At 37.0% G+C, this 22,997-nt stretch carries 20 protein-coding genes; 13 read left to right on the top strand and 7 right to left on the bottom strand.

Features of this window, described 5'->3' with window-relative positions; genetic code table 11:
- Positions 1-12 precede the first annotated feature (12 nt).
- Genes PRO_RS05215 through PRO_RS05205 form a run of 3 tightly spaced genes read left to right on the top strand, consistent with a single transcriptional unit; the run spans position 13 to position 2,869 of the window.
- Complete coding sequence (locus PRO_RS05215; protein WP_011125211.1) at positions 13-798, top strand: metal ABC transporter ATP-binding protein; 786 nt, start codon at positions 13-15, stop codon at positions 796-798.
- Positions 795-1,670 carry a metal ABC transporter permease gene (locus tag PRO_RS05210; RefSeq protein WP_011125210.1) on the top strand — a complete coding sequence of 292 codons (876 nt, stop codon included), beginning with the start codon at positions 795-797 and terminating at the stop codon, positions 1,668-1,670. Before PRO_RS05215 ends, PRO_RS05210 begins: the two co-directional genes overlap by 4 nt.
- A gap of 2 nt (positions 1,671-1,672) precedes the next feature.
- Positions 1,673-2,869: a DUF4336 domain-containing protein gene (locus tag PRO_RS05205; RefSeq protein ID WP_011125209.1), complete on the top strand. Its 1,197-nt coding sequence runs from the start codon at positions 1,673-1,675 to the stop codon at positions 2,867-2,869.
- On the opposite strand, the gene PRO_RS05200 is transcribed toward PRO_RS05205, so the two are convergent.
- Entirely contained in the window at positions 2,859-3,209 is a 351-nt protein-coding gene (locus PRO_RS05200) for a DUF760 domain-containing protein (RefSeq protein WP_011125208.1), read from the bottom strand. The genes PRO_RS05205 and PRO_RS05200 overlap by 11 nt on opposite strands.
- A 41-nt stretch (positions 3,210-3,250) precedes the next feature.
- Entirely contained in the window at positions 3,251-3,841 is a 591-nt protein-coding gene (lepB, locus tag PRO_RS05195) for a signal peptidase I (RefSeq protein WP_011125207.1), read from the bottom strand.
- 111 nt (positions 3,842-3,952) lie between these two features.
- Here lepB and menD point away from each other — a divergent pair, with 111 nt between their 5' ends.
- The 4 genes from menD to PRO_RS05175 are packed head-to-tail and all read left to right on the top strand — an operon-like array spanning position 3,953 to position 9,601.
- A complete protein-coding gene (gene menD, locus PRO_RS05190) occupies positions 3,953-5,677 on the top strand; it encodes a 2-succinyl-5-enolpyruvyl-6-hydroxy-3-cyclohexene-1-carboxylic-acid synthase (protein WP_011125206.1) in 1,725 nt (574 codons plus the stop codon).
- 46 nt (positions 5,678-5,723) lie between these two features.
- Entirely contained in the window at positions 5,724-6,602 is an 879-nt protein-coding gene (gene menB, locus PRO_RS05185; protein WP_011125205.1) for a 1,4-dihydroxy-2-naphthoyl-CoA synthase, read from the top strand.
- A 48-nt stretch (positions 6,603-6,650) separates the two neighbouring features.
- Entirely contained in the window at positions 6,651-8,156 is a 1,506-nt protein-coding gene (glgA, locus tag PRO_RS05180; RefSeq protein ID WP_011125204.1) for a glycogen synthase GlgA, read from the top strand.
- 44 nt (positions 8,157-8,200) lie between these two features.
- Positions 8,201-9,601 (top strand): UDP-N-acetylmuramoyl-tripeptide--D-alanyl-D-alanine ligase, encoded by a 1,401-nt coding sequence (locus PRO_RS05175; RefSeq protein WP_011125203.1) that lies wholly within the window; start codon positions 8,201-8,203, stop codon positions 9,599-9,601.
- On the opposite strand, the gene glmU is transcribed toward PRO_RS05175, so the two are convergent.
- From glmU to PRO_RS05155, 4 genes are all read right to left on the bottom strand, one after another.
- Positions 9,598-10,956: a bifunctional UDP-N-acetylglucosamine diphosphorylase/glucosamine-1-phosphate N-acetyltransferase GlmU gene (gene glmU / locus PRO_RS05170; RefSeq protein ID WP_011125202.1), complete on the bottom strand. Its 1,359-nt coding sequence runs from the start codon at positions 10,954-10,956 to the stop codon at positions 9,598-9,600. The genes PRO_RS05175 and glmU overlap by 4 nt on opposite strands.
- 33 nt (positions 10,957-10,989) lie before the next feature.
- Entirely contained in the window at positions 10,990-11,937 is a 948-nt protein-coding gene (locus tag PRO_RS05165; RefSeq protein WP_011125201.1) for an MnmC family methyltransferase, read from the bottom strand.
- Positions 11,918-13,252: a 3-phosphoshikimate 1-carboxyvinyltransferase gene (gene aroA / locus PRO_RS05160; protein ID WP_011125200.1), complete on the bottom strand. Its 1,335-nt coding sequence runs from the start codon at positions 13,250-13,252 to the stop codon at positions 11,918-11,920. The genes PRO_RS05165 and aroA overlap by 20 nt, the downstream gene beginning before the upstream one ends.
- A gap of 65 nt (positions 13,253-13,317) precedes the next feature.
- Positions 13,318-14,883: a UbiD family decarboxylase gene (locus PRO_RS05155; protein ID WP_011125199.1), complete on the bottom strand. Its 1,566-nt coding sequence runs from the start codon at positions 14,881-14,883 to the stop codon at positions 13,318-13,320.
- 62 nt (positions 14,884-14,945) lie between these two features.
- Here PRO_RS05155 and PRO_RS05150 point away from each other — a divergent pair, with 62 nt between their 5' ends.
- From PRO_RS05150 to acs, 6 genes are all read left to right on the top strand, one after another.
- Entirely contained in the window at positions 14,946-15,677 is a 732-nt protein-coding gene (locus PRO_RS05150) for a 2-phosphosulfolactate phosphatase family protein (protein ID WP_011125198.1), read from the top strand.
- Positions 15,678-15,707: 30 nt separating this feature from the next.
- Entirely contained in the window at positions 15,708-16,529 is an 822-nt protein-coding gene (locus tag PRO_RS05145; protein ID WP_011125197.1) for a carbon-nitrogen hydrolase family protein, read from the top strand.
- A 4-nt stretch (positions 16,530-16,533) separates the two neighbouring features.
- Positions 16,534-17,625 (top strand): N-acetylmuramoyl-L-alanine amidase family protein, encoded by a 1,092-nt coding sequence (locus PRO_RS05140; protein WP_011125196.1) that lies wholly within the window; start codon positions 16,534-16,536, stop codon positions 17,623-17,625.
- A gap of 2 nt (positions 17,626-17,627) precedes the next feature.
- The gene (gene murI, locus PRO_RS05135; protein ID WP_052039733.1) at positions 17,628-18,425 is read left to right on the top strand and encodes a glutamate racemase; all 798 of its coding nucleotides are present in this window, start codon (positions 17,628-17,630) and stop codon (positions 18,423-18,425) included.
- Positions 18,426-18,447: 22 nt separating this feature from the next.
- Complete coding sequence (gene sds, locus PRO_RS05130; protein ID WP_011125194.1) at positions 18,448-19,419, top strand: solanesyl diphosphate synthase; 972 nt, start codon at positions 18,448-18,450, stop codon at positions 19,417-19,419.
- A gap of 273 nt (positions 19,420-19,692) precedes the next feature.
- Positions 19,693-21,669 carry an acetate--CoA ligase gene (acs, locus tag PRO_RS05125; protein WP_011125193.1) on the top strand — a complete coding sequence of 659 codons (1,977 nt, stop codon included), beginning with the start codon at positions 19,693-19,695 and terminating at the stop codon, positions 21,667-21,669.
- Between the two features lie 198 nt (positions 21,670-21,867).
- On the opposite strand, the gene PRO_RS05120 is transcribed toward acs, so the two are convergent.
- Positions 21,868-22,935: a class I SAM-dependent methyltransferase gene (locus PRO_RS05120; RefSeq protein WP_011125192.1), complete on the bottom strand. Its 1,068-nt coding sequence runs from the start codon at positions 22,933-22,935 to the stop codon at positions 21,868-21,870.
- Positions 22,936-22,997 lie beyond the last annotated feature (62 nt).

Here is a 22,997-nt window from a genome sequence, read left to right as displayed (position 1 = left end):
CAAAATTTGATAATGGCAGTTATTCCAAATAAAGATACATTTGTTCCTTTGCGTATAGATGCAGATCAAGTATGCGTAGATTACAACGGTAATCTTGCCCTTTATGATGCAAGTTTAAAGCTTCAACCTGGATGCATATGTGGCCTGGTCGGAATGAATGGAGCAGGAAAAACGACATTTTTTAAAGCATTGATGGGCTTTGTACGTCCTTCTAGAGGAAGAATTCTTATAAATGGATGTTCAGTTTCCACAGCTCAGAAAGATCAAGCTGTAGCTTATGTCCCTCAAAACGAAGGAGTTGATTGCTCTTTCCCTGTAAGCGTTTGGGATGTTGTAATGATGGGTAGATATGGCTCAATGAATTTTTTAAGAGTCCCTAGAGAATCAGATCACATAGCTGTTTTTGATGCTCTAGAGAGAGTAGATTTAATAGATTTTCGTAATAGACCAATAGGTGCTCTTTCTGGAGGACAACGTAAAAGAGCTTTTGTCGCCAGAGCAATTGCTCAAAGAGCTTCAGTTCTATTGTTAGATGAACCCTTTGCTGGAGTTGATATACGGACAGAGAAACTGATGGCAGATCTATTTCTACAATTAAGACAGGACGGCAGGTCAATCTTGATTTCAACTCATGATCTTAGTCATGTACGAAACTTTTGTGATGTTGTTGTTCTTATAAACAAGACTGTTCTTGCATATGGAAACACTTCAGATGTCTTTACTTCTGAAAATCTTTCAATGACTTTTGGAGGCATGAAATCAGATCCTATTTCAGGACCAATCTCTTCGGATGAATGAATGTGCTGAATCTCTTCATTACTTCATACCCTTATTCATTATTGGTAGATCCACTTGCGCATGATTTCATGAGAAGGGCACTTGCTATTAGTGCTTTGGTTGGAGGTGTTTGTGGATTACTTTCTTGTTATATGACCCTTAAAGGTTGGGCCTTAATGGGTGATGCGGTATCACATGCCGTCATGCCAGGGGTTGTAGTTGCCTATGCTATTGGTATTCCCTTTTCAGTTGGAGCATTTGTTTTTGGAGTGGGTTCAGTAGCTTTAATTGGTTTTGTAAAACAAAAATCTAGAGTCAAAGAAGATACTGTAATTGGCTTAGTTTTTACTGGTTTCTTTGCTTTGGGTTTAGTTTTAGTTTCTAAGATAAAAAGTAATATTGACTTAATGCATATTTTATTTGGTAGTCCATTGGGTATATCAAATTCTGATGTCAATCAAACTGTCCTAATTTGTATAATCGTACTTGCTATATTACTAATATTTAGAAAAGATTTAATGCTTTATTGTTTTGATGCAAAACATGCTAGATCAATTGGTATTAATACAGTATTTCTTCATTATCTATTACTATCAGTACTTTCATTGGCAGCTGTCGCAGGATTACAGACTGTAGGCATTATATTGGTAGTAGCAATGTTGATTACCCCAGGAGCAACAGCATATTTATTAACTGATCGTTTCGATAGAATGACTTTACTAGCTGTTATTAGCAGCATGATCTCTAGTTTGCTAGGAGTATATATAAGTTATTGGTCGGATATTGAAACTGGTGGCTCTATTGTACTTGTTCAGACTTTCATTTTCCTTTTGGCATTTCTTTTTGCTCCTAGGTATGGGATTTTAAAGATTAACAATTCAAATCCACATTAACTATGGGGTCTGATTTACAAACATATAATTTTAATCAAAATAGCAATTGGTTTTGGTGGCCCTTATTTCCTCTTTACCCATATGGTACTAGGAACACTATATTTAAAGAATTAGTCTCAGAAAAGGTTTGGTGTTTTGAACAATTACAAGGACTTTATTATGTAGCTGTCCCTATAAGAATGACCGTTGTTAAAGTTCCGAAAGGTTTGATGTTATTTAATCCTCTTCCTCCAACTAAAGCTTTAATTGACAGTTTAAAAGTTCTACAACAGAAGCATGGTCCGATATGCACAATAGTACTCCCAACTGCTTCTGGATTAGAGCACAAGATCCCTATGCCTGCTATGGCACGTGCATTTCCTAAAGCTACTCTTTGGCTTTGTCCAGGTCAGTGGAGTTTCCCTTTAGCATTACCGTTAACTTGGTTAGGCTTCCCACCAAATAGAACCAGAACACTATTTGCAGATGGGTTGCCACATCAAGATAGCTGTAGATGGATTTCTTTAGGGCCTATAGATATTGGCCTTGGTAGATTCCAGGAAATTTCTTGTTACCATAAAGAATCACAATCTTTGCTTGTGACCGATGCACTGATTGGAATTGAATCTGAACCTCCTGAAATATTTGACTTAGATCCCACGCCTCTTTTGTTTCATGCAAGAGAAAAGGGGGATGAACCTCTTAAGGATTCTTTTTCTTTAAGAAAAAAAGGATGGAAAAGGCTTGTGTTATTTGCTTCATATTTAAAACCAGATCAATTGAAAATTCCTTCTATAAAAACGATCATTAAAAATTGCTTTAAACCAGGACTTCGTAATTGGAAATCTCATTTCGGCATTTATCCCTTTGAATGGGAAAAAAATTGGGAATTATCTACTGAAGAAATAATCGGTGTAAAAAGTCCTCTTTTGCAAGTTGCTCCAGTAATCGAAAGACTTGTTTTTCCTAGAGCTAAGTCAGAGTTCCTCAGATGGCTAGATGAAATAAAAGCTATTAAAGGAATGAAAAGAATTATTCCTGCTCATTATTCAGCCCCAATTAACTTTAATGATAGTGATTGCAAAGCTCTAAGGAACAAAATAAATTTTTCAGAATGGGCTCCATCTGAGAAAAGCTGGTCTTTCTTAGGAAAGCTTGATCAAATTTTATTGAACAAAAATATTGTCCCTAAAAATCCGTTAAAGGCTTTTAGAGATTAAGCTCATCTGGTTTTATGGACATTTCTTCATCTGTTATGAGTGATTCTTCCAATTCTTTCCTTTGTTCCATTTGCCTGAGGAAATAGCCAGTCATCATTGCTGATGCTAGAAGATTTGCAAAATGGTCTCTTGATGAAGTGATTTTTACTTCAAATTGATCACCTGGAAGCATGCCTAGAAGACCTTGAACATTATGCCGAATAATGTCTTGAATCTCTGGGCTGGCTGATTTTGCTACTCGTTGAAGAACATCTGGAGATTGTTCCTGTAGATATTGGATAAGAGCATTTCCTTCACTTCCATCGTTGTTATCAGTAGCAATAAACTCTGGGTTAAACATGCAACCGATGCGTTTATATAAAGACTTTATCGCAATACGGTCTAAGAAGATAATTCTTTGGAGGCGGGGAACCGAATAGGACCTAGTTTTTTTAGGGGCCAATATCTGAAAACTGCCTTTCCTACTAGCTTATCTTCTGGTAAGGCTCCCCAGAGATGTGAATCAAGACTGTTGTTTCGATTATCACCTAAGACCCAAAGTGAGTGCATTGGGACTATTACATCTTTCATTTCATATTTAATTTTTTCAATTACCCAAGGTTCATTGATAAGTAAATCATTTCTATAAAGTCGACCATTTTTAATTTCAATTTTGTCTCCTGGTATGCCCACTATTCTTTTTATAAGTGCTTGATTACCTTCATAGCCAGCATCAGTAAGAGCTTTCGGGGGTAGAAATACAACTATAGAGTTTCTATGATAAGGAGTTCCTAATACGCTATTAAATTTAGGAGAAATCTTTTCAACTAATAATCTCTCTTGAATTTGCAGAGTTGGCAACATAGAACCTGAAGGGATCCATCTGGGTTCTATTACTTGCCATCTAATTAATAAAGCAAGAAGAATCCAGATCAAAAGATTTTTCCAGCTAGAACCCTTTGTGGTGGATTTGTCTTTTCTTGGTAATACCATTTAGAAATTTGCTAAGAGCCCCAAAAAATTCTCCTTTTTGAGAAGATTAGGTTAGTTACTTTTTGAGAACTGTCATTATCACGAATTAATTATTTTCTTTGTCTCAAATTATTGAGAGCTTTTCAGCGCTATGGATTAGAACATATTGTTTTATGTCCAGGAAGTCGTTCAGCACCTCTGGCTTTGGCTGTAGGAGCTCTAATAGAAGAGTCTGGGATTAATGCTTATACAGCAATTGATGAAAGATCTGCTGCCTTTATGGCAATAGGGATTTCTGCTGCTTCAGGGAAAGCAACTATAGTCATAACGACTTCAGGAACTGCAGTAAGCAATCTTTTGCCTGCAGCCGTAGAGGCAGATCGTTCATGTTTGCCAATCATTTTTATTACTGCTGACCGACCTTTGAGATTAAAAGGATGTGGTTCAAATCAAACAGTAAATCAAGAAGACTTCCTTGTACCAGTTTGTCGTGAGGTTTTCAATTGTCCCTCTATTGGCCTTCACGAGATTTCTGGTCGTTCTTTTTTTACACTTGTAAAAAAAACTTGGGAAAAGGCTCATGCTTATCCTGGACCTGTTCATTTAAATATTCCTATAGAGGAACCTTTACACGCCTCTTTTTTGGAACAAAAAGAAGTTTGCAATGGATGGAAACCTTTGAATTTTGAAGAAATTCAGCTACCCATTAGTACAGTTTCTACAAATACAAGAATAAAAACTAAAGAGGTACCTGAACTAGATCCTTCTCAACCTGGAATTATTTTGGCAGGACCATGGAGAGGCAAACCTTCTCAATTGTTAGGTTTTAGGAAGGCAGTGAAAGAATTTCAATCTTTTACTGGATGGCCCTTATTTGCAGATTGTCTTTCAGCAATAACTATTAAACAATCTGGCCTTATTAGTTTTTGGGAACTATTGATTTCAGCACAAATCTTTGAGTCAAATGATAAATTACAAGTTCTTAGATTAGGACCACTATCTTGCAGTAGAGCTCTTGAATCATTTCTGCGAAACACAAATAAAAAACAAGTTCTGATAACTGAAGGAGAAGAACGATACCTTGATCCGCTTCATCTTGCCAAGCAGTATTCAGGTGGCTTACAATCTTGGCTTAAAATTTTCAAGAGTAATTATCCTAATTTAAACAATAATCTTGTGAATGATGATACAAATATTTTAGAAGATCTTCTAAATAAGAATCAACTAGTCGGTGATTTGGTGGATAAGTATTTGAAGGAAGACTCAAAAATAACAGAACCTTCTATAGCAAGAAAACTTTTGGATTTAATACCTGAAGATATACCTATAATGCTTTCTGCAAGTAGTCCTGTAAGGGATTTTTTAGCTTATTCTGGTTTCTCACCATTTAAAAGAAGACTTTATAGTTTTAGAGGAGCATCAGGTATAGATGGTAATCTTTCATTAGCTATTGGACTTTCTATCTTTCTTGGACCTCTTGTGGTTGTATGTGGAGATTTAGCATTCTTACATGACAGCAATGCTCTTTTACTTAACCAACCTAAAAAGTATCCATTAATTATCCTATTAATTGATAATAATGGAGGTGGGATATTTAAGCAATTGAGTCTTGCTCCTATTTTTAAAGGAAGTGTAGACAAACTATTTTCCATGCCCCAGTCTATTAATATCGGTGATCTGGCTAAAGCACATAATATCCCCTTTAGGACAATCTCAAGCTTTGATGAATTAAATTCAGCTTTAGAATGGAGTCTGAAACTTTCTGGACCTGTAATAATTAGAGCTTGTACGAATTCAGAAGAAGATACATTGCTACGAAAAAATATTACTGATGGTTTAAAGAAATATATTAATTAATTTTTTATAGGATGCTTAGTAAATGGCCTAATCAATTTTAGATAAATTGGACCCAATAAGATCATCAAGAAGAGTTTTGCCAGGAGACATTACGGTTAATTGGAAAACCTGGGGTAAATATGAAGATATTTTCCTTGATAGGAGTGAAGAAGGTATTGCTCGTGTGGCAATTAATCGTCCTGAGAGAAGAAATGCATTTAGACCACTTACAGTTTCCGAACTTTGTGACGCATTTATCAAGATTCGCGATGACACAAGTATCGGAGTTGTTTTGTTTACAGGCGTCTCACCCGCAAAGGATGGTGTCTTTTCTTTTTGTGCGGGTGGGGATCAAAGTGTTAGAGGTGAAGGGGGCTATTTAGACGAAGAAGGCTTGCCTCGCCTAAATGTTCTGGACTTACAAAGACTTATAAGAAGTATTCCTAAAGTAGTAATAGCACTTGTATCTGGCTATGCCATTGGTGGTGGCCAAGTTTTACATCTTTTATGTGATTTAAGTCTTGCTGCCGATAATGCTGTATTTGGACAAACCGGACCTAGAGTAGGTAGTTTTGATGCAGGTTTTGGGGCAGGGTATTTAGCAAGAGTTGTTGGACAAAGAAAAGCAAGAGAGATTTGGTTTTTGTGCAGAAAGTATGGAGCACAAGAAGCTTTGCATTTTGGCCTTATCAATTCAATTACACCTGTTGAACAATTAGAGGCTGAAGGGGTTAAATGGGCAAAAGAAATTCTTGAAAATAGTCCAACAGCTATTCGATGTATGAAGGCTGCTTTTAATGCAGAAACGGATGGCCTGGCTGGAATTCAGGAACTGGCAGGTCAGGCAACACATCTTTTTTACAGGACAACAGAAGCTAAAGAAGGTAAAAATGCTTTTTTACAAAAAAGGAAACCAGACTTTTCAGACTTCGATTGGTTGCCATGACCTACTAGGATTCGATAACTATAAATTTAGAAACTTAAAGAGGATTAAATGCGCGTTCTTTTTGCTGCTGCTGAATGCGCACCGATGGTTAAGGTCGGTGGGATGGGAGATGTTGTAGCTTCTTTGCCATCAGCATTGGCAAAACTTGGACATGATGTTCGTTTGATAATTCCTGGCTATAGCAAACTTTGGGGATTACTTGATATTTCTAAGGATCCCATATATACGGCCCAAACAATGGGAGCAGAATTTTCCGTTTACGAAACTAAGCACCCAACTTCTAATCTTCCTATTTATTTAGTCGGACATCCTGTTTTTGATCCTGAGAGGATTTATGGAGGTGAAGATGAAGATTGGCGATTTACTTTTTTTGCAAGTGCGACAGCAGAATTTGCTTGGAATGTATGGAAGCCACAAGTATTGCATTGCCATGATTGGCACACTGGAATGATCCCTGTCTGGATGCATCAGGACCCTGAAATTAGTACAGTATTTACCATCCATAATTTGAAGTATCAAGGACCTTGGCGGTGGAAATTGGAACGCATGACATGGTGTCCGTGGTACATGAGTGGAGATCACACAATGGCGGCTGCAATGCTTTTTGCAGATCGTGTAAATGCAGTTTCTCCAACATATTCAAGGGAAATACGTACTTCTGAATATGGTGAAAGTTTAGAAGGTCTTTTAAATTATATTTCGGGGAAACTACGAGGCATACTTAATGGAATCGATTTAGATGAATGGGATCCAGCTACTGATAAGGCCTTGCCTGCAAATTTTAGTTCTGGCAAGATGTCTACCCGTAAGAAAAATAAAGAGGCCCTTCAGAGACAAATGGGGCTTGAAGTCAATAATGATAAATACTTGCTTGGGATGGTGGGTAGACTCGTTGATCAGAAAGGTGTTGATTTACTTCTTCAGGTTTCTAGAAGACTTTTGGCATACACTGACTCTCAAATAGTTGTTCTTGGTACAGGAGATCAAATTCTCGAATCAGCTTTATGGGAGCTTGCTATTGATCACCCTGGTCGATTTGCAGTTTTCCTTACCTATGATGATTATCTTTCGCGTTTAATTTATGCAGGGAGTGATGCTTTCTTAATGCCTAGTCGTTTCGAGCCATGTGGTATTAGCCAGCTACTTGCTATGCGCTATGGCTCCATACCAATTGTTAGAAATGTAGGTGGATTAGTTGATACTGTTATTCCTCATGATCCTATTAACAAATCAGGAACAGGCTTTTGCTTTGATAGATTTGAACCAATTGACTTTTATACAGCTTTGGTTAGATCTTGGGAGGCATTTCGTCATAGACGTAGTTGGAAGGAGTTACAGAAACGAGCTATGACTCAGATGTACAGTTGGGAGCGCTCTGCTATGGAATATGAAACTATGTATAAAGAAGTTAGTGGATACAAGGAACCTTCCCCAGATGCTATTGAAGTTGAAAAATTTTCTGTAGGTCAAGATGCAGATCCTTCCTTGAAAAATGAGAAGCTTTCTGTAGGTCAAGATGAAGATTCTTCCTTGAAAAATGAGAGGTTTATTTAAATTGATCTTCTCTATAAAGCGTTAATTGATTCACTATATATATTATGGTGCTTCGCCTGTTAAATCTCAATGATATTTGGGGCCCTCCTTATCAAAATAAGCTTGTTAATCTTGATGCCCCTCTTGGAACTGTTTGTACAGATAGTCGAAATATAAAAAAAGGCAATTTCTTTGTTCCTTTAATTGGGAATAAATTTGATGGACACTTATTTCTTGAGGAAGTTTTTGAGAAGGGAGTACAAGCAGCATTTATATCAAAGGATTGTAATTTAGCAATTCCCGAAGAGCTTCTATATTGGCAAGTTGATGACACTCAAGAGGCATATCAAAAATTAGCGTTTCTTCATCGAAGGTTATTTTCTATTCCCGTTGTCGCAGTTACTGGTTCAGCAGGAAAGACTACAACTAGGGAACTGATACACTCTTCTTTAGTGCCCTTAGGTGAAGTTTTAGCGACATCTAATAATAACAACAATGATATAGGAGTCCCTTTTACTTTACTTAAAGCAAACGTCAACCATTCAGCAATTGTATTGGAAATGGCAATGCGTGGTCTTGGTCAAATTGAAAGGTTGTCTAAGTGTGCTTGTCCTGATATTGCAGTAATTACTAATATTGGTAGCTCTCATATTGGGTTGCTTGGAAGTAAACAAAATATAGCTTCGGCAAAATGTGAGATTGCGGCACATATGAATCCGAATGGTTTTGTAATTATTCCAGCTGGTGATCAGTTGCTAGAGAAAACTCTTCAAGAGGTTTGGAAGGGACGAATAGTACGTGTAGATATCGAATCCAAATCAAATCCCTTTTTCGCTAATGAATATGATTCACACCAAACGAAGAAAAATGTTGATTACTTAGGAGTTCTTGATTCTGATAACTGGCAGATCACATATGACGGAATAATCTTTCAAATGCCTTTACAAGGAAGGCACAACGCAATTAATTTCATGTTTGCATTAGCAGTAGCATATGAGCTAAATGTTCCACTGGACTCGATTAGAAACTTAAGTGTTAATCTTCCTCCTGGGCGTAATCATTCATTGACATTTGGGAATATTAACGTATTAGATGAAACCTATAATGCTTCACCTGAATCAGTAATTGCATCACTCGATTTACTTGCAACTAAACCAGGTAGACATTTTGCTGTGTTGGGAAACATGTATGAATTAGGAGAAAAAACCATTGATTACCATGAACAAATTGTTCAACATTCTATAGCGACGGGACTCACTGGCTTGGTTATCTGCGTTAATGGACCTGAAGCTGAGGCTATGCTCTTAGCAGGCCAACCTTTAAGTTATATAGAAGTTGTTTCTACTCCTGAAGATGCATTTTTAATCCTAAAAAGTTGGCTTAACTCTGGAGATTATTTGTTATTAAAAGCCAGTAGGAAAGTCTCCTTAGAAAGAATATTGCCTTTATTAAAAGAGGCTTATTAAGTTCCTTTCAACTTTTTAGACCAGTTGTCTTTGATAGACTGCTTGGAACGAGCTATTGCAAGAGAATTGTCTGATACATCTTTGGATATTGCTGAGCCTGCTCCAATGGTCACATTTTCACCAATTACAATTGGTGCAATTAGAACAGAGTTGGCACCAGTTTTGCTATGTGCTCCTATAATTGTTTTATGTTTATTTGTTCCGTCATAGTTAGCTGTTATTGTCCCTGCACCAATATTGACATCCTTACCAATTTCTGAATCGCCTATGTAGCTTAGGTGATTTATTTTTGAATCCTCTGAGATATAGCTCTTTTTGATTTCTACAAAATTACCTATTTTGCAATTGTTTTGAATCATTGTATCTGGCCTTATGTTTGCAAAAGGACCAACTTTTACATTGTCTCCTATTTGAGCATTCTTTACAACAGAATAGATAATAGATGAATTCTTACCAATAACTGCATTACTAATAAAACAATTAGGGCCTAAATGACAGTTGTTAGCAATAATGCACTTGCCTCTCAAATGTGTCTCTGGCTCAATAGTTACATCTTTCCCAAATTCGCATTGCTCACTAATTGTACAACTAGAGGGATTAATGAATGTAACTCCCTGTTCCATCCAGAAGTCTTGTAGTCGTTCTTGAAGTAACTGCTCGCATTTTGCAAGTTGCCTTTTATCGTTGATTCCGCTTACTTCACCTGCATCTTCTATTTCTAAATGCACCGCCAAAGGAAGTTTTTGAATCGTATCTGTAAGATAAAGTTCATTCTGGTTGTTTTTATTTGATATATACGGAAGTATCTTGCTTAGAGACTCCCAATCAAAACAGTATATACCTGCATTTGTGAGATTGTTTTTTGCTTCTAATTTTGTACAGTCTCGGTCTTCAATTATTTTTTCTATATGTCCATGCTCATTACTGAATACCCTTCCATAGCCGCTTGGGTTCGAAAGTCTTGCAGATAGTATCGAAACATTTGCTTTAGAAGAACGATGCTTATTAATAAGGTCATTAATTGTTTTTGCTTTCAATAAAGGGACATCTCCATTTAGAACCAGAAGATCTCCTTTGAATCCTTTTAGCACTGGTATTAATTGTTGTACTGCATGTCCAGTTCCACGTTGAGGTTGTTGATTTACAAATTCAAGCCCTGAAATGTGATTGACGCTTTCTTTTACTTTGTTAGATTCGTGCCCCACAATTATGAGTGACCTGTCAGGGGTTAAATCTTTGCAGCTTGTTAGGACTCTTTCTAAAAGAGTCAAACCTGATAGTTCTTGCAGAACTTTAGGGAGGGTGCTTTGCATCCTTGTGCCTTTACCAGCAGCTAATATCGCAATAGCAAGCATTTGAAATTTTCTTTCAATAGGAATCTAACTCCTTTAGTTGGATTTTGTATTTATCCAACGTTTTTTCCAGGAACTAGTAGCTTCAAAATTACTGCTTTGCTGTTCTATTGCTCTTCTTTTGAGGATTTCTTCTTTTGACGACTTCCCATGTGGATCTCTATAGGGGATTGAAGCATTAGTTTTTAAATGTGCTTCCTCCATTTGAGTGAGCGATTGCCATAAATTAACACTATTTGCTGTGTTCTTTTCTATCTCAAAATCTTTTGAGGCTATTGTCCCTATGCTCCAATCTCTGAGATGTAAGTTAGTGGGCAAAATTGATCTTATTTCCAATCCAGTTCTTCTTAAAGTTGCTCTTATAGCAGCTGCAGTGCAATAAGTGATTATCCGCCCTTTTTTAGAAAGCTTCCTTGAAAGGGTTTTCAAAAACTCTTCAGTCCATAGCTCTGGACATTTTTGAGGGGAAAATGGATCCAGGAATATTAGATCGAATTTTATTTCATGAGGAATTAAATGGATTTGCTGTCGGGCATCTCCCCATAACATCTGACCTTCCCCTGATTTAGTTTTCCAGTGATTTAAGCATTGGATAGCTTTTAAATTGCTTAAAGTTTCATTTGACCAGCCAGAGGTATATATATCTTTATTCAGAGCAATAGTAAGTGGACTTTTATCTTTTTCTAGCCCCCACCAATTTAGTGATATTTTATGGTTATGTAACTCTTCCATTAGACAAGCTGTGTTATACCCCATGCCAAAACAAACATCTAAAGTAAAAAGATTTTTACTTCTCTCATAGTTTTTTAAGTCAGATGGATAGATAAATTTTTCAAGAGCTTCTTTCTTGGCACCCAATGAGCAATGAAAAGGTTCTTTAAATTCGGAACTTTTTAGACTTATGCTTCCGTCTTTCGTTTTAATTATATCTAGGTGATTCAACTTTTCATAGAAGTTTGTTGACTCAATTTCTAAGTCTTTCAAGATCACTCCAGAATTCTGGGTATGAGACTGAAGCAGCATCGCTTCGAAATATTGATGAATTACTATCTGCTAAAAGAGAGGCTATTCCAAGACTCATCGCAATCCGATGGTCTGATTCACTGTCTAGGTTGGCTCCATGTAGGCTTTGGCTACCATTAATTGTCAAGCCATCTGCTTTTTCTTCAATTTTTGCCCCCATCTTTTTTAGTTGCCTTGTCATTACTTGAAGACGATCTGTCTCTTTAATACGTAATTCACTAGCACCTGTAATTTGGCTTATACCATCGCAGAAACATGCAGCAACTATAAGTATTGGCACCTCATCAATTAGTCTTGGCATGATTTCATTGTCGAGAGTAAAAGATTTAAGTTGCTCAGAATAAGTGACTCTGATGTCTCCAACCGGTTCGCCTGCAACTTCTCTTTTGTTTAACAACTGGATATTTGCACCCATATTATCTAACACTTCAAGTATTCCGGTCCTAGTTGGATTAAGTCCAATGTTCTCAATTGTAATATCTGATTTAGGTATTATTGACCCTGCAATTAACCAGAAAGCAGCGGAACTGATATCTCCTGGCACAACAATTTGAGTGCCTTTTAATTTTACTCCGGGTTTCAATGTTATATGGCGACCCATCTCACCACTTATTTCAAGATTAGCTCCGAATGCTTTCAGCATTCTTTCTGTGTGATCTCTTGAATTTGCAGGTTCAATAACTGTAGTTGAACCTTCTGCCGTCAAAGCAGCAAGTAGAATTGCAGATTTAATTTGAGCACTTGCCACAGGCGTCCCTATAACTGCTCCATGAAGTTGTTTGCCCACAATAGAAATTGGTGCAAAGTCTCCTTTAGCACGACCATTGACATGTGCTCCCATCATCTTTAGTGGATGACCCACTCGTTTCATTGGTCTACTTTTTAAAGAATTGTCACCAGTTAAAACGAAGTGTCTCCCTTCCCTGCCAACTATTAAACCAAGTAATAATCTCATTGTCGTGCCAGAGTTCCCACAATCAAGTACATCGTCTGGCTCATTTAATCCATCTAATCCAACACCTTGTACTTTGACAATTTCACCTTTACTAATTGGACTTATCTTGACTCCCATTGCTTTCAAGCAATTAGCTGTGCTAATTGGATCTTCTGCTGGTAAAAGGCCTTCTATCGTTGTCTCTCCTTCTGCCACTGCACTAAATAAGAGAGATCTATGAGATATTGATTTATCTCCAGGTACCTTTACGTTCCCAATAAGACTTCCTCCAGGTGTTATGTCTCTTAATGATGATGGGTTCTCTATTAAGCTCAAGTGCACTATCTCGTTGGTTAATTAATATTTTATTAGTCAATGCTTTATAAAGATAATTTATTTATCTCCATTTATGATTTTGTGATTTGATTGAATTTTATTATTTCATCTATCACATATCCAAATAATGATGGGTCAGCATGGTTTGGCTTTAAGTCAGAAAGTCCAAGTTCATTCCATCGCTCATCTATCTTTTTAGAAAGATTACTTGAATGAATCAAAGGATTTCCCCATTCATGATTTTTTTCAGGTCCAACCTTCGTTGTTGCATCTATAGCTAGTCTCCCTCCAAGACCTATGTTTTCACTTGCAAAATCAAGGCTATCGAAAGGTGTATTCTCCATTACCAATAGATCTCTTTGAGGGTCGACTAAGCTGGATATTGCCCATACAACTTGACGAGGGTCTCTAACATTTATTGTTGAATCAACTACAACAACAAACTTTGTATAAGTAAACTGAGGCAATGCACTCCAGAATGCCATAGCAGCTCTTCTTGCTTGACCCGGGTAACTCTTGTCAATTGAAATAATTGCTAATTTATAACTTAGTGCCTCCATAGGCAGAAAGAAATCGGTAATTTCGTTAATTTGTCTACGTAGTATAGGCGTATATATTCTATTCAATGCAATAGCGAGCATAGCTTCTTCTTTTGGTGGCCTGCCACTAAAAGTAGTCAAGTAAATAGGATCTTTTCTACTGGTTATGCAATGGAACCGGATTAGAGGTGATTTTTCTATCCCACCATAAAAACCCATGTGGTCTCCAAATGGCCCGTCATTCATTTCTTCCCCAGGAGCAATAGTCCCTTCAAGAACAATTTCACTATGACTAGGTACTTGCAAGTTAACTGTTTTACAGTTGCTTAATCGAACTCCTTTCCCTGCGTATAGCCCGGCAAAAAGCCATTCACTTAAAGTGACAGGTATAGGAGTTGCAGCAGCCATCAAGATAAGAGGATGGACACCAATAGCTATTGCCACTTCTAACTTCTTGCCCATTGCTGAGGCTTTACGTAGATGACGAGCACCCCCTCTTACACTTAACCAGTGTACTGTCATTGTATTTATAGATTGTTGTTGAAGTCTGTAAACGCCTACGTTTGGAGTATTTGTTTCTGGATCTTTTGTAATTACTAAACCAAAAGTAATGATTTTACCAGCATCGCCAGGCCATGGTCTTATTAAGGGCAATTTATCTAGGTTTACATCTTCTCCTTTTAGCAGTCTTTGATGACAAGGAGGTGTTAAATCCAAATCTGGACGTGCCTGAAGAAGATCCCATAGTATTCCTCCAAATTCGATTGTTTTTTTAATACCTTTAGGCGGTTCTGGTTGTTGTAAATAGGACAATTTTTTCCCTAGCCCCTCAAGCTCATCTTGAGAACTTAGCCCCATACTCCAAACGACTCTCTCAATCGTTCCTAATAGATTTATAGCAACTGGCATAGAAGATCCAATCACATTTTCGAACAGAAGTGCAGGTCCTCCCATAGAAAGGACACGATCACTAATTGCAGCGAGTTCCAGGTCTGGATCTACAGGTTTGCTAATTCTTCTCAATTGCCCTTTCTTCTCTAGAAGAGATAAAAAATCCCTCATGTCTTGAGAACCGACTCCATTTTGAAAAACATTCATTATTTTCTTCACACTGGTTGAATGATTTAGTTACTCTGACTCAGGTTGTCACAGATTGGTCCATGGAGCTTTCTTATTTTCATGTAGCTAAAGATGTCCCATCGGGAATTAAACCTGAAACTTCAGTTGTAATTGATGTGCTTAGAGCCACTACGACCATTGCTTGTGCTTTAAACAATGGAGCTGAGGCTGTGCAAACATTTGCTGACTTAGATAATCTTAAAGAACAAGCGTCTTGTTGGCCATTGTCCAAAAGGCTTCTTTTGGGAGAGCGAGGCGGTAAGAAAATTGACGGTTTTGATCTAGGTAATTCACCTTTGGCAGTTACTAGTAATGTTGTAAAGGGGAAAAGATTATTTATGAGTACTACAAACGGAACTCGCTCTTTAGAAAGAGTAAAAGAATCAAAATCACTTTATACAATGTCTTTTATCAACAGGAAAGCAGTAGCAGAAAAATTAATTTCAAATCAATCCAAAAGCGTCTTAATTCTTGGGAGTGGATGGGAGGGAGCGTATTCCTTGGAGGATTCACTCGCAGCTGGAGCACTTGCTTCTTTTCTTTTAAACAAAAATCCAAATTCTGTTCACATACTTAATGATGAATTATCTGCCGCAGTAGCTCTTTGGTCTTGTTGGGAGAACAATATAGAAGGATGTCTTCGTAATGCCACTCATGGCAAACGACTCGAGAGACTAGGGAATCATGATGATGATTTCACTTGTTGTTCAGAACTCGATAAGATATGTGTTGTGCCAACTCAAAGAGAAAAAGGAGTACTATGTTCTCTTTGATTAATAAATTTCTACGCTTGGGTTAAGTAATTGGCGGATTTTCTAGCAGCGGCAGTTCAAATAACAAGTACCTCTGACATTGAGGCAAATTTCTCTTTGGCTGAAGAGCAAATAGAACTTGCTTCTCGGCGAGGAGCAGAGTTAGTTGGCTTGCCAGAGAATTTTGCTTTTTTGGGAAATGATCAACAACGATTAGATATTTCTGCATCTCTAGCTGAGCAGTGCAGTCAATTTTTGGTGACGATGGCTAGGAGATATCAAATATTTCTTTTAGGTGGTGGATTCCCAGTTCCTGCAGGAGATGGCCAGCGGACCCTTAACAGAGCTGAATTAGTAGGTAGAGATGGTCAGCTTTTAGGTAGATATGACAAGATTCATTTGTTTGATGTGGATTTGCCAGATGGGAACAAATATAGAGAATCCGAAACTATTATTTCCGGGAAGAAGTTGCCTTCGGTTATTAATCTTCCTGGTTTATGTAAGGTCGGAATATCGATTTGTTACGACGTTCGTTTCCCTGAACTTTATAGGCATCTTGTAAATGAAGGTGCAGAGTTGTTAATGATTCCTGCGACCTTTACAGCTTTTACAGGTAAAGATCACTGGCAAGTTTTGCTTCAGTCTAGAGCTATCGAAAACACAGCTTATGTCGTTGCTCCAGCTCAAACTGGTTTACATTATGGTCGGCGTCAAAGTCATGGTCACGCAATGATTATTGATCCTTGGGGAACTGTGCTTGCTGATGCAGGAGTTCAACAAGGTTCAGCTATAGCACCAGTAGATACTTCTAGAGTTCAAAGTATAAGGAATCAAATGCCTTGTCTAAAACATAGGAAACCAGAACTTTTTTAAATAGATGGAATTGAAGAAAGCAAGATCCCTTATTGGCCTGCTTGTACTTAGTTCATTTATTTCTTTATTTAATGTATTTCCTTCCAATGCAGCCAGTGTTCTTGCTGCCTGGCTTATTACTTCCGATGGGGTATTGAAATTACGTACAGCATCAAAAGCAAAATTAGAAGCCTATTTTCAACGTGGCCAAGGAAATACAGGAGACCGTATTTGGATTGATTTCCCAGGTGAATTAATTAAGCCAAGAAAACTTAAAGGAAATGGACCAATCGATGAAATAAGACTTGGAAAACCTTTTAAAGGAAATACAAGATTAGTAATTGAATTTAATAAAAGTGTTTCTTTAAATCCTTACAAACTTAAATTAGTAGGAACATCTGAAAATCTATGGAAGCTAGATTTCGTTGGACTTAATAAAGTTGGAATAAAAAGTATTGGAGAGGGAAGTCTATCCAGATCTTCAAAGAATTCATATATATCAAATGTTCGTTCAAAAACATTATCTAATAAACTTAATTCAGAAAACCTTCCTAATATACCTAATGGTAAATATAAAATTATTGTAGATCCTGGACATGGTGGACCTGACCCTGGAGCTAAGGGTCTTAATGGTTTAATTGAGACTGATATTGTTCTTGAGATATCGAGACAAGTTTCTCGTTTACTTAGAGAAAAAGGTATTAATGTAAAATTAACCAGATATAGGGATATTGATGTTGATTTACAACAAAGAGTATCAATAGCCAATCGTTCTAATGCCGATGCTTTTATTAGTATTCATGCAAATGCTTCAAGAGGTAATCGCAGAGATATTAGTGGAATAGAGACGTTTTTCTATAGAGGATATAAGGGTAGAACACTCGCTTCAAATATACAAAAACAGCTCCTTATGATTTCTGAGGGTAGTCCAAATCGCGGTGTTAGACAGAGCAATTTTTTTGTAATACGTCACACTAATATGCCTGCAGCTTTGGTTGAGGTTGGCTTTATTACTGGAAGATTAGATGCACGTTTATTATCACAGACAAGTTACAGAAAAAAAATTGCATTTGCTATATCAAAGGGAATAATCAACTATCTGAGGCAGGTCTATTGAAATTGCGTTTAGGTATATTTGATAGTGGTATTGGAGGCTTTACGGTACTTAAAAGTATCCAGGAAAGACATTCATCTTTTAGAAGTATTTATTTAGCTGATACTCAAAGAGTTCCTTTTGGGACAAAACAACCATCTGAAATCAGACAAATAGCTTTGGAAATATCTAAATGGTTATGTCGTCAAAATATAAATGCAGTTGTTGTAGCCTGCAATACAACAAATTCTGTTGCTCTTGATGTCGTTAAAAATAATGTAGAAGTTCCAGTCTTTGATTTAATTGGATCAACATCAGAGCTTATTCATGAATCTAGGATAGGGATATTGGCAACGCCTTCCACAGTTGCTTCTAAGGCATATTCAAAAGAAATCTTATCCTCTAAACCGTTTTCTTTTGTTTTAGAAGAAGGTTGCCCGGAGTTTGTTCCAATGATTGAAAGAGGCCAAATAAATTCTTCTGAGGTTAGGGGAGCCATTGTCAATCATTTGGAACCGCTTATAAAAGAAAATGTAGAAGCAATAGTTCTTGGCTGTAGTCACTTTCCATTATTAAAACCAATTTTTAAAGAATTAATGCCTTCTAATATTCGTTTAATCGATCCTTCGCTCAATTTGGCAAAGAAATTAGATACTTTGATAACTCCTTCGGTAAACGAAGTAGATTTGGCAAGAAAGCCCATTGATATTCACTTCTGTGTCACTTCTGATCCTTCACAATTCTCCGACAAGGCATCCCATTGGTTAGGAATTAGACCCGAGGTTGAAGTTATTTCTCTGCGTTCTCACTCATGCGTCTTCTAAGATCTATATAACGAGGATTTTCATGGCCACAGTAACTGAGTTGCTTCAGCCTATTGAGATAGATCTAGAGCATCTACTCAAAGATCTTCGTGACCTTATAGGAGCTGGCCATCCTATTTTGCAAGCAGCTGCTGAGCATTTATTTAGTGCTGGTGGAAAGCGTATTAGGCCAGGAATAGTTCTTTTGATATCAAAAGCTTTATCGGCGGAAGGCGAATTGTCATCCAAACATCGCAGGTTGGCAGAGATTACTGAGATGATTCATACAGCATCATTGGTGCATGATGATGTGCTTGATGAAGCTTCGACGCGTAGAGGAGTGGATACAGTCCATAATCGCTTTGATCACAAAGTTGCTGTATTAGCAGGAGATTTTCTTTTTGCACAAGCAAGTTGGCACCTAGCAAATTTGGATAACTTAGATGTAGTTAAACTGCTTAGTAGAGTAATAATGGATTTGGCTGAAGGAGAAGTTAAGCAAGGAATTTATAGATTTGATCCTAATCAATCATTAGATGTTTATTTAGAGAAAAGTTATTGTAAAACGGCATCATTAATTGCCAATAGTGCCCAAGCTGTAGGGGTTTTAAGCAATGAGTCGGATTACCATTTAAAATGTCTATATAATTTCGGAAAGCAATTAGGACTTGCTTTTCAGGTTGTTGACGATATTTTGGATTTCACTTCTGATGATAAGCAATTAGGTAAACCTGCAGCAAGTGATTTGTCAGCTGGATATTTAACAGCCCCAGCTCTTTATGCATTAGAGGAGAATCCATCATTTAAGGAATTAATAATAAGAGAGTTTTCCAATGAAGGTGACCTTGATCATGCAATGGAACTTGTTAGAGAATCTAATGCAATAATTAGATCGAGGAAATTAGCAGAGAACTTTGCTAAAAACTCTTATGAATCAATTAAATGGATGCCAGATTCACCTTCAAAAAGGGCATTGCTTGATTTGCCAGAATATGTATTAGGCAGACTTTTTTAATATTCTGAGATTAAACTTTTAAAAGTTTTACAATATTTTTTATTAAGTCAGCCTTTTCGACCTTCTAACTTTATTTGGACTAATTAAAAAATTATTTTTAGCAATACTTTTTTCTTATTCAAGCTTCAGCTTAAAGATCACATCATCAAGCTTAACAAGCAATATTTTGGCCACTTGATTTTGAATTCATGTTTTTCATTTAAATAAGCGTTTCACTACCGTTTCCAATTGTGATTTAGAAGCTTGAATGTTAGTAATGAGCAGTTTTACTTTATGAGCTCTGATTCTTCAGCAAAAATTGAGACAGTACTTCAGGAAGAAAGGGTTTTTAATCCTTCTGATGAAACAATTAATCGAGCAAGTATTAAAGGTTTTGCTCAATATCAGAAGATGGTTAATTCTGCCAAGTCGGATCCTCAAAAGTTTTGGGGTGAGGCAGCTTTAGAGGGATTGCATTGGTTTAAGCCTTTTAATACTGTTTTGGATTGGACTGATCCTCCTTTTGCAAGATGGTTTGATGGAGGTAAGACAAATGTTTCATATAATTGTTTAGATCGTCATGTAAAGCAAGGGAAAGGCGAAAAAATTGCAATTATTTGGGAAGGTGAGCCTGGAGAAGTTAGGAAAATCACCTATAAGCAACTTTTAGAACAAGTATGTCGCACAGCTAATGCATTAAAAGAAATTGGTATTAAAAAAGGTGATTTGGTTGCACTGTATATGCCAATGGTCCCTGAGGCTGCTGTGGCTATGCTTGCTTGCGCCAGAATAGGGGCTCCTCATTCTGTAGTTTTTGGAGGTTTCTCTTCAGAAGCTTTACGAGACCGAATAAATGATGGCCAAGCAAAAGCAATTATTACTGCAGATGGTGGTTTTCGTAAAGATAAAATAATCTCCTTAAAAAATGCTGTTGATTCTGCTTTGTCGGGGAATAGTTGTCCAAGCGTTGAATCTGTTTTAGTAGTAAAAAGAACTTCTGAAAGTATTTCCTTTAGTCCTGGTAGAGATTATTGGTGGCATGAGTTAGTACCTGCTCAATCAATAGATTGCCCTGCTGAAGAAATGGATAGCGAGGATAGACTTTTTGTTCTTTATACGTCAGGTTCCACAGGAAAGCCAAAAGGTGTTGTTCATACTACGGCAGGTTATAACTTGTGGGCCCATATGACTTTTCAGTGGATTTTTGATGTTCGTGAAGAGGAAATTTATTGGTGCACAGCTGATGTTGGATGGATTACCGGGCATAGCTACATCGTTTATGGTCCATTGTCTAATGGTTCAACAACTGTCATGTATGAAGGCGTACCACGCCCTTCCAACCCAGGAGCATTTTGGGATCTTATAGAACGTCATAAGATCAATATTTTTTATACTGCGCCAACAGCCATTAGAGCTTTTATGAAATCTGGTAGGGATATCCCAGATAAATATAATTTGAAAAGTTTGAGATTACTAGGAACAGTTGGCGAACCTATTAATCCAGAAGCTTGGATTTGGTATAGAGATGTTATAGGAGGCAATTCCTGTCCAATTGTTGATACTTGGTGGCAGACAGAGACTGGCGGTGTGATGATAAGTCCTTTGCCTGGCGCAATTCCTACTAAGCCTGGCTCAGCAACTCTCCCTTTGCCCGGTATAGAGGCTGAAATAGTTAATGCTGAAGGCAAATCTGTAGATGTTAATCAAGGTGGGTATTTAGTTATCAAACATCCTTGGCCTGGAATGATGAGAACGGTTCATGGAAACCCTCAAAGATTTCGTGAAAGTTATTGGGAGTATTTGCCTCCAATTAATGGAAGCCTTGTTTATTTTGCCGGTGATGGTGCTAGACGAGATAAGGATGGCTATTTTTGGATCATGGGAAGGGTTGATGATGTAATTAATGTATCTGGACACCGTTTAGGAACTATGGAAATAGAGTCTGCTCTTGTAAGCCATAATTCAGTTGCTGAAGCAGCAGTTGTAGGAAAACCAGATGATATTAAAGGAGAAGCAATTGTTGCGTTCGTGACTTTGGAGTCAGGAGCAAATCACAACGAAAAGCTTTTAACTGATTTAAAAGTACATGTAAGTACGGAAATAGGAGCTATTGCTAGGCCGGATGAAATTCGTTTTACCAATTCTTTACCAAAAACAAGGAGTGGAAAAATTATGCGGCGATTACTTAGAGCATTAGCAGCAGGTGAGGAAGTTAAGGGAGACACAAGTACATTAGAAGATAGGAATGTTTTAGATGAACTTAGGAAGTGATTATTTGATTAATAGCTTTATAGTTGAATCGCAAATTCCTATTAATCTAGGTTAGCCGTAAATAATATCTAAAATAGGGTGTTAATTAAAGGATCATGATAATTATATTTTAATTATATCGCTTGAAGGATAAGCATTAACTAAACCTTGCTATTTCTAATTACTTTGCTGATAGTCTCTTTATTGTTATTATTATTATTAAGATGGTTTTGTTGCTGACCATATTCTTGTCATAAAGAACGAATTGGCTTTAATCGAAACGAAACCACTATCGGTTAATCTTAAATTAATATCATCTTTTATATAGTTTCTATAATATGGCTCGTGAAATATCCTATAGAAATTTTCCATTACCTGGGTGAATTGGGGCGAATCATTTATCTGAATGGAATCAGCTAAAATAAGTGATCCATTTGGCTTTAAGACCCTAAAACATTCTTTTAGTACATTTTGTCTGGCTTTACTAGGCAATTCATGAAATAAGAAGACACAAGTGATTGCATGAAATGAATTGTCTAGAAGAGGCATTCTTTCTGCATTTCCCTTTACTAATTGAACTAATTCGCTTTTTTGATAATTATTCAGATATTTGCTAGCTTGTTTCAAATATGAGGTGGATAAATCTAGACCTACTAGCTCTATTTCAGGTATTGCAGATCTAATTTGTTTAAGAGTTCTACCAGTACCAGTAGCTATATCAAGAACCTTATAATTTGCAAAGTTATTTGATGAAAAGCCTAATTCTAAGCCTTCTTTTAATGGTGAAATTACTCTTCTTCTCATTGCATCTGCGGTACCATTAAACAAAATCTCTACTTGCATGTCATATAGTTCAGCCGAATGATCACTAAGGTAACCATCAGTTTGATGATGGAAATTCTGTAAATAATAATCAGGATAGTTTTCTTTATTAATTGTTTTTGGCAAATCTTGGAAATGTTTCTTTTTACGTCTCTTCCAAGTAGATGGCATATCTAGCCACACAAGAGGATATTTAAAGAACCATTCGATCCAAGGGACATCAAAAAGTAAATTCTTTGGATACAATCCTCTTTCTGCTTCAAGCCAGTCAATTTCTTCTAAACTCTTAGCTGAATCTCTTAACTCCAAAAGTAAATCTGTGGTAATAGGAGATGTTTCCGGAATGGCTTCAGGAATTAATAGCTCCATTAGTTTTGTACTTATGCCTTTGTGCGCTAAGCCGACAAGCCCTTTCCCTTGCTGAAGGGTTTGGTACGCAATTCTGGTTAGGCTTGGCTGTGCCATAAACCTTCTTAAGGTAAGACTATTTCAACAGATTTTTGTGATTTGCGAGAGCAAATAATCGT

Origin of the sequence: Prochlorococcus marinus subsp. marinus str. CCMP1375, assembly GCF_000007925.1 — a bacterium.
GTDB lineage: Bacteria > Cyanobacteriota > Cyanobacteriia > PCC-6307 > Cyanobiaceae > Prochlorococcus_E > Prochlorococcus_E marinus.
The sequence above is the reverse complement of the archived record's forward strand: the minus strand, read 5'-3'. Positions and strand labels throughout refer to the sequence as shown.

What these genes read in the sequence shown, in the direction of transcription:
- PRO_RS05215 (WP_011125211.1), top strand. Translation starts at nt 13, where the DNA reads ATGGCAGTTATTCCAAATAAAGATACATTTGTTCCTTTGCGTATAGAT.
- PRO_RS05210 (WP_011125210.1), top strand. Translation starts at nt 795, where the DNA reads ATGAATGTGCTGAATCTCTTCATTACTTCATACCCTTATTCATTATTG.
- PRO_RS05205 (WP_011125209.1), top strand. Translation starts at nt 1,673, where the DNA reads ATGGGGTCTGATTTACAAACATATAATTTTAATCAAAATAGCAATTGG.
- PRO_RS05200 (WP_011125208.1), bottom strand. Translation starts at nt 3,209, where the DNA reads ATGTTTAACCCAGAGTTTATTGCTACTGATAACAACGATGGAAGTGAA.
- lepB (WP_011125207.1), bottom strand. Translation starts at nt 3,841, where the DNA reads ATGGTATTACCAAGAAAAGACAAATCCACCACAAAGGGTTCTAGCTGG.
- glgA (WP_011125204.1), top strand. Translation starts at nt 6,651, where the DNA reads ATGCGCGTTCTTTTTGCTGCTGCTGAATGCGCACCGATGGTTAAGGTC.
- PRO_RS05175 (WP_011125203.1), top strand. Translation starts at nt 8,201, where the DNA reads ATGGTGCTTCGCCTGTTAAATCTCAATGATATTTGGGGCCCTCCTTAT.
- glmU (WP_011125202.1), bottom strand. Translation starts at nt 10,956, where the DNA reads ATGCTTGCTATTGCGATATTAGCTGCTGGTAAAGGCACAAGGATGCAA.
- PRO_RS05155 (WP_011125199.1), bottom strand. Translation starts at nt 14,883, where the DNA reads ATGAATGTTTTTCAAAATGGAGTCGGTTCTCAAGACATGAGGGATTTT.
- PRO_RS05150 (WP_011125198.1), top strand. Translation starts at nt 14,946, where the DNA reads ATGGAGCTTTCTTATTTTCATGTAGCTAAAGATGTCCCATCGGGAATT.
- PRO_RS05140 (WP_011125196.1), top strand. Translation starts at nt 16,534, where the DNA reads ATGGAATTGAAGAAAGCAAGATCCCTTATTGGCCTGCTTGTACTTAGT.
- sds (WP_011125194.1), top strand. Translation starts at nt 18,448, where the DNA reads ATGGCCACAGTAACTGAGTTGCTTCAGCCTATTGAGATAGATCTAGAG.
- acs (WP_011125193.1), top strand. Translation starts at nt 19,693, where the DNA reads ATGAGCTCTGATTCTTCAGCAAAAATTGAGACAGTACTTCAGGAAGAA.
- PRO_RS05120 (WP_011125192.1), bottom strand. Translation starts at nt 22,935, where the DNA reads ATGGCACAGCCAAGCCTAACCAGAATTGCGTACCAAACCCTTCAGCAA.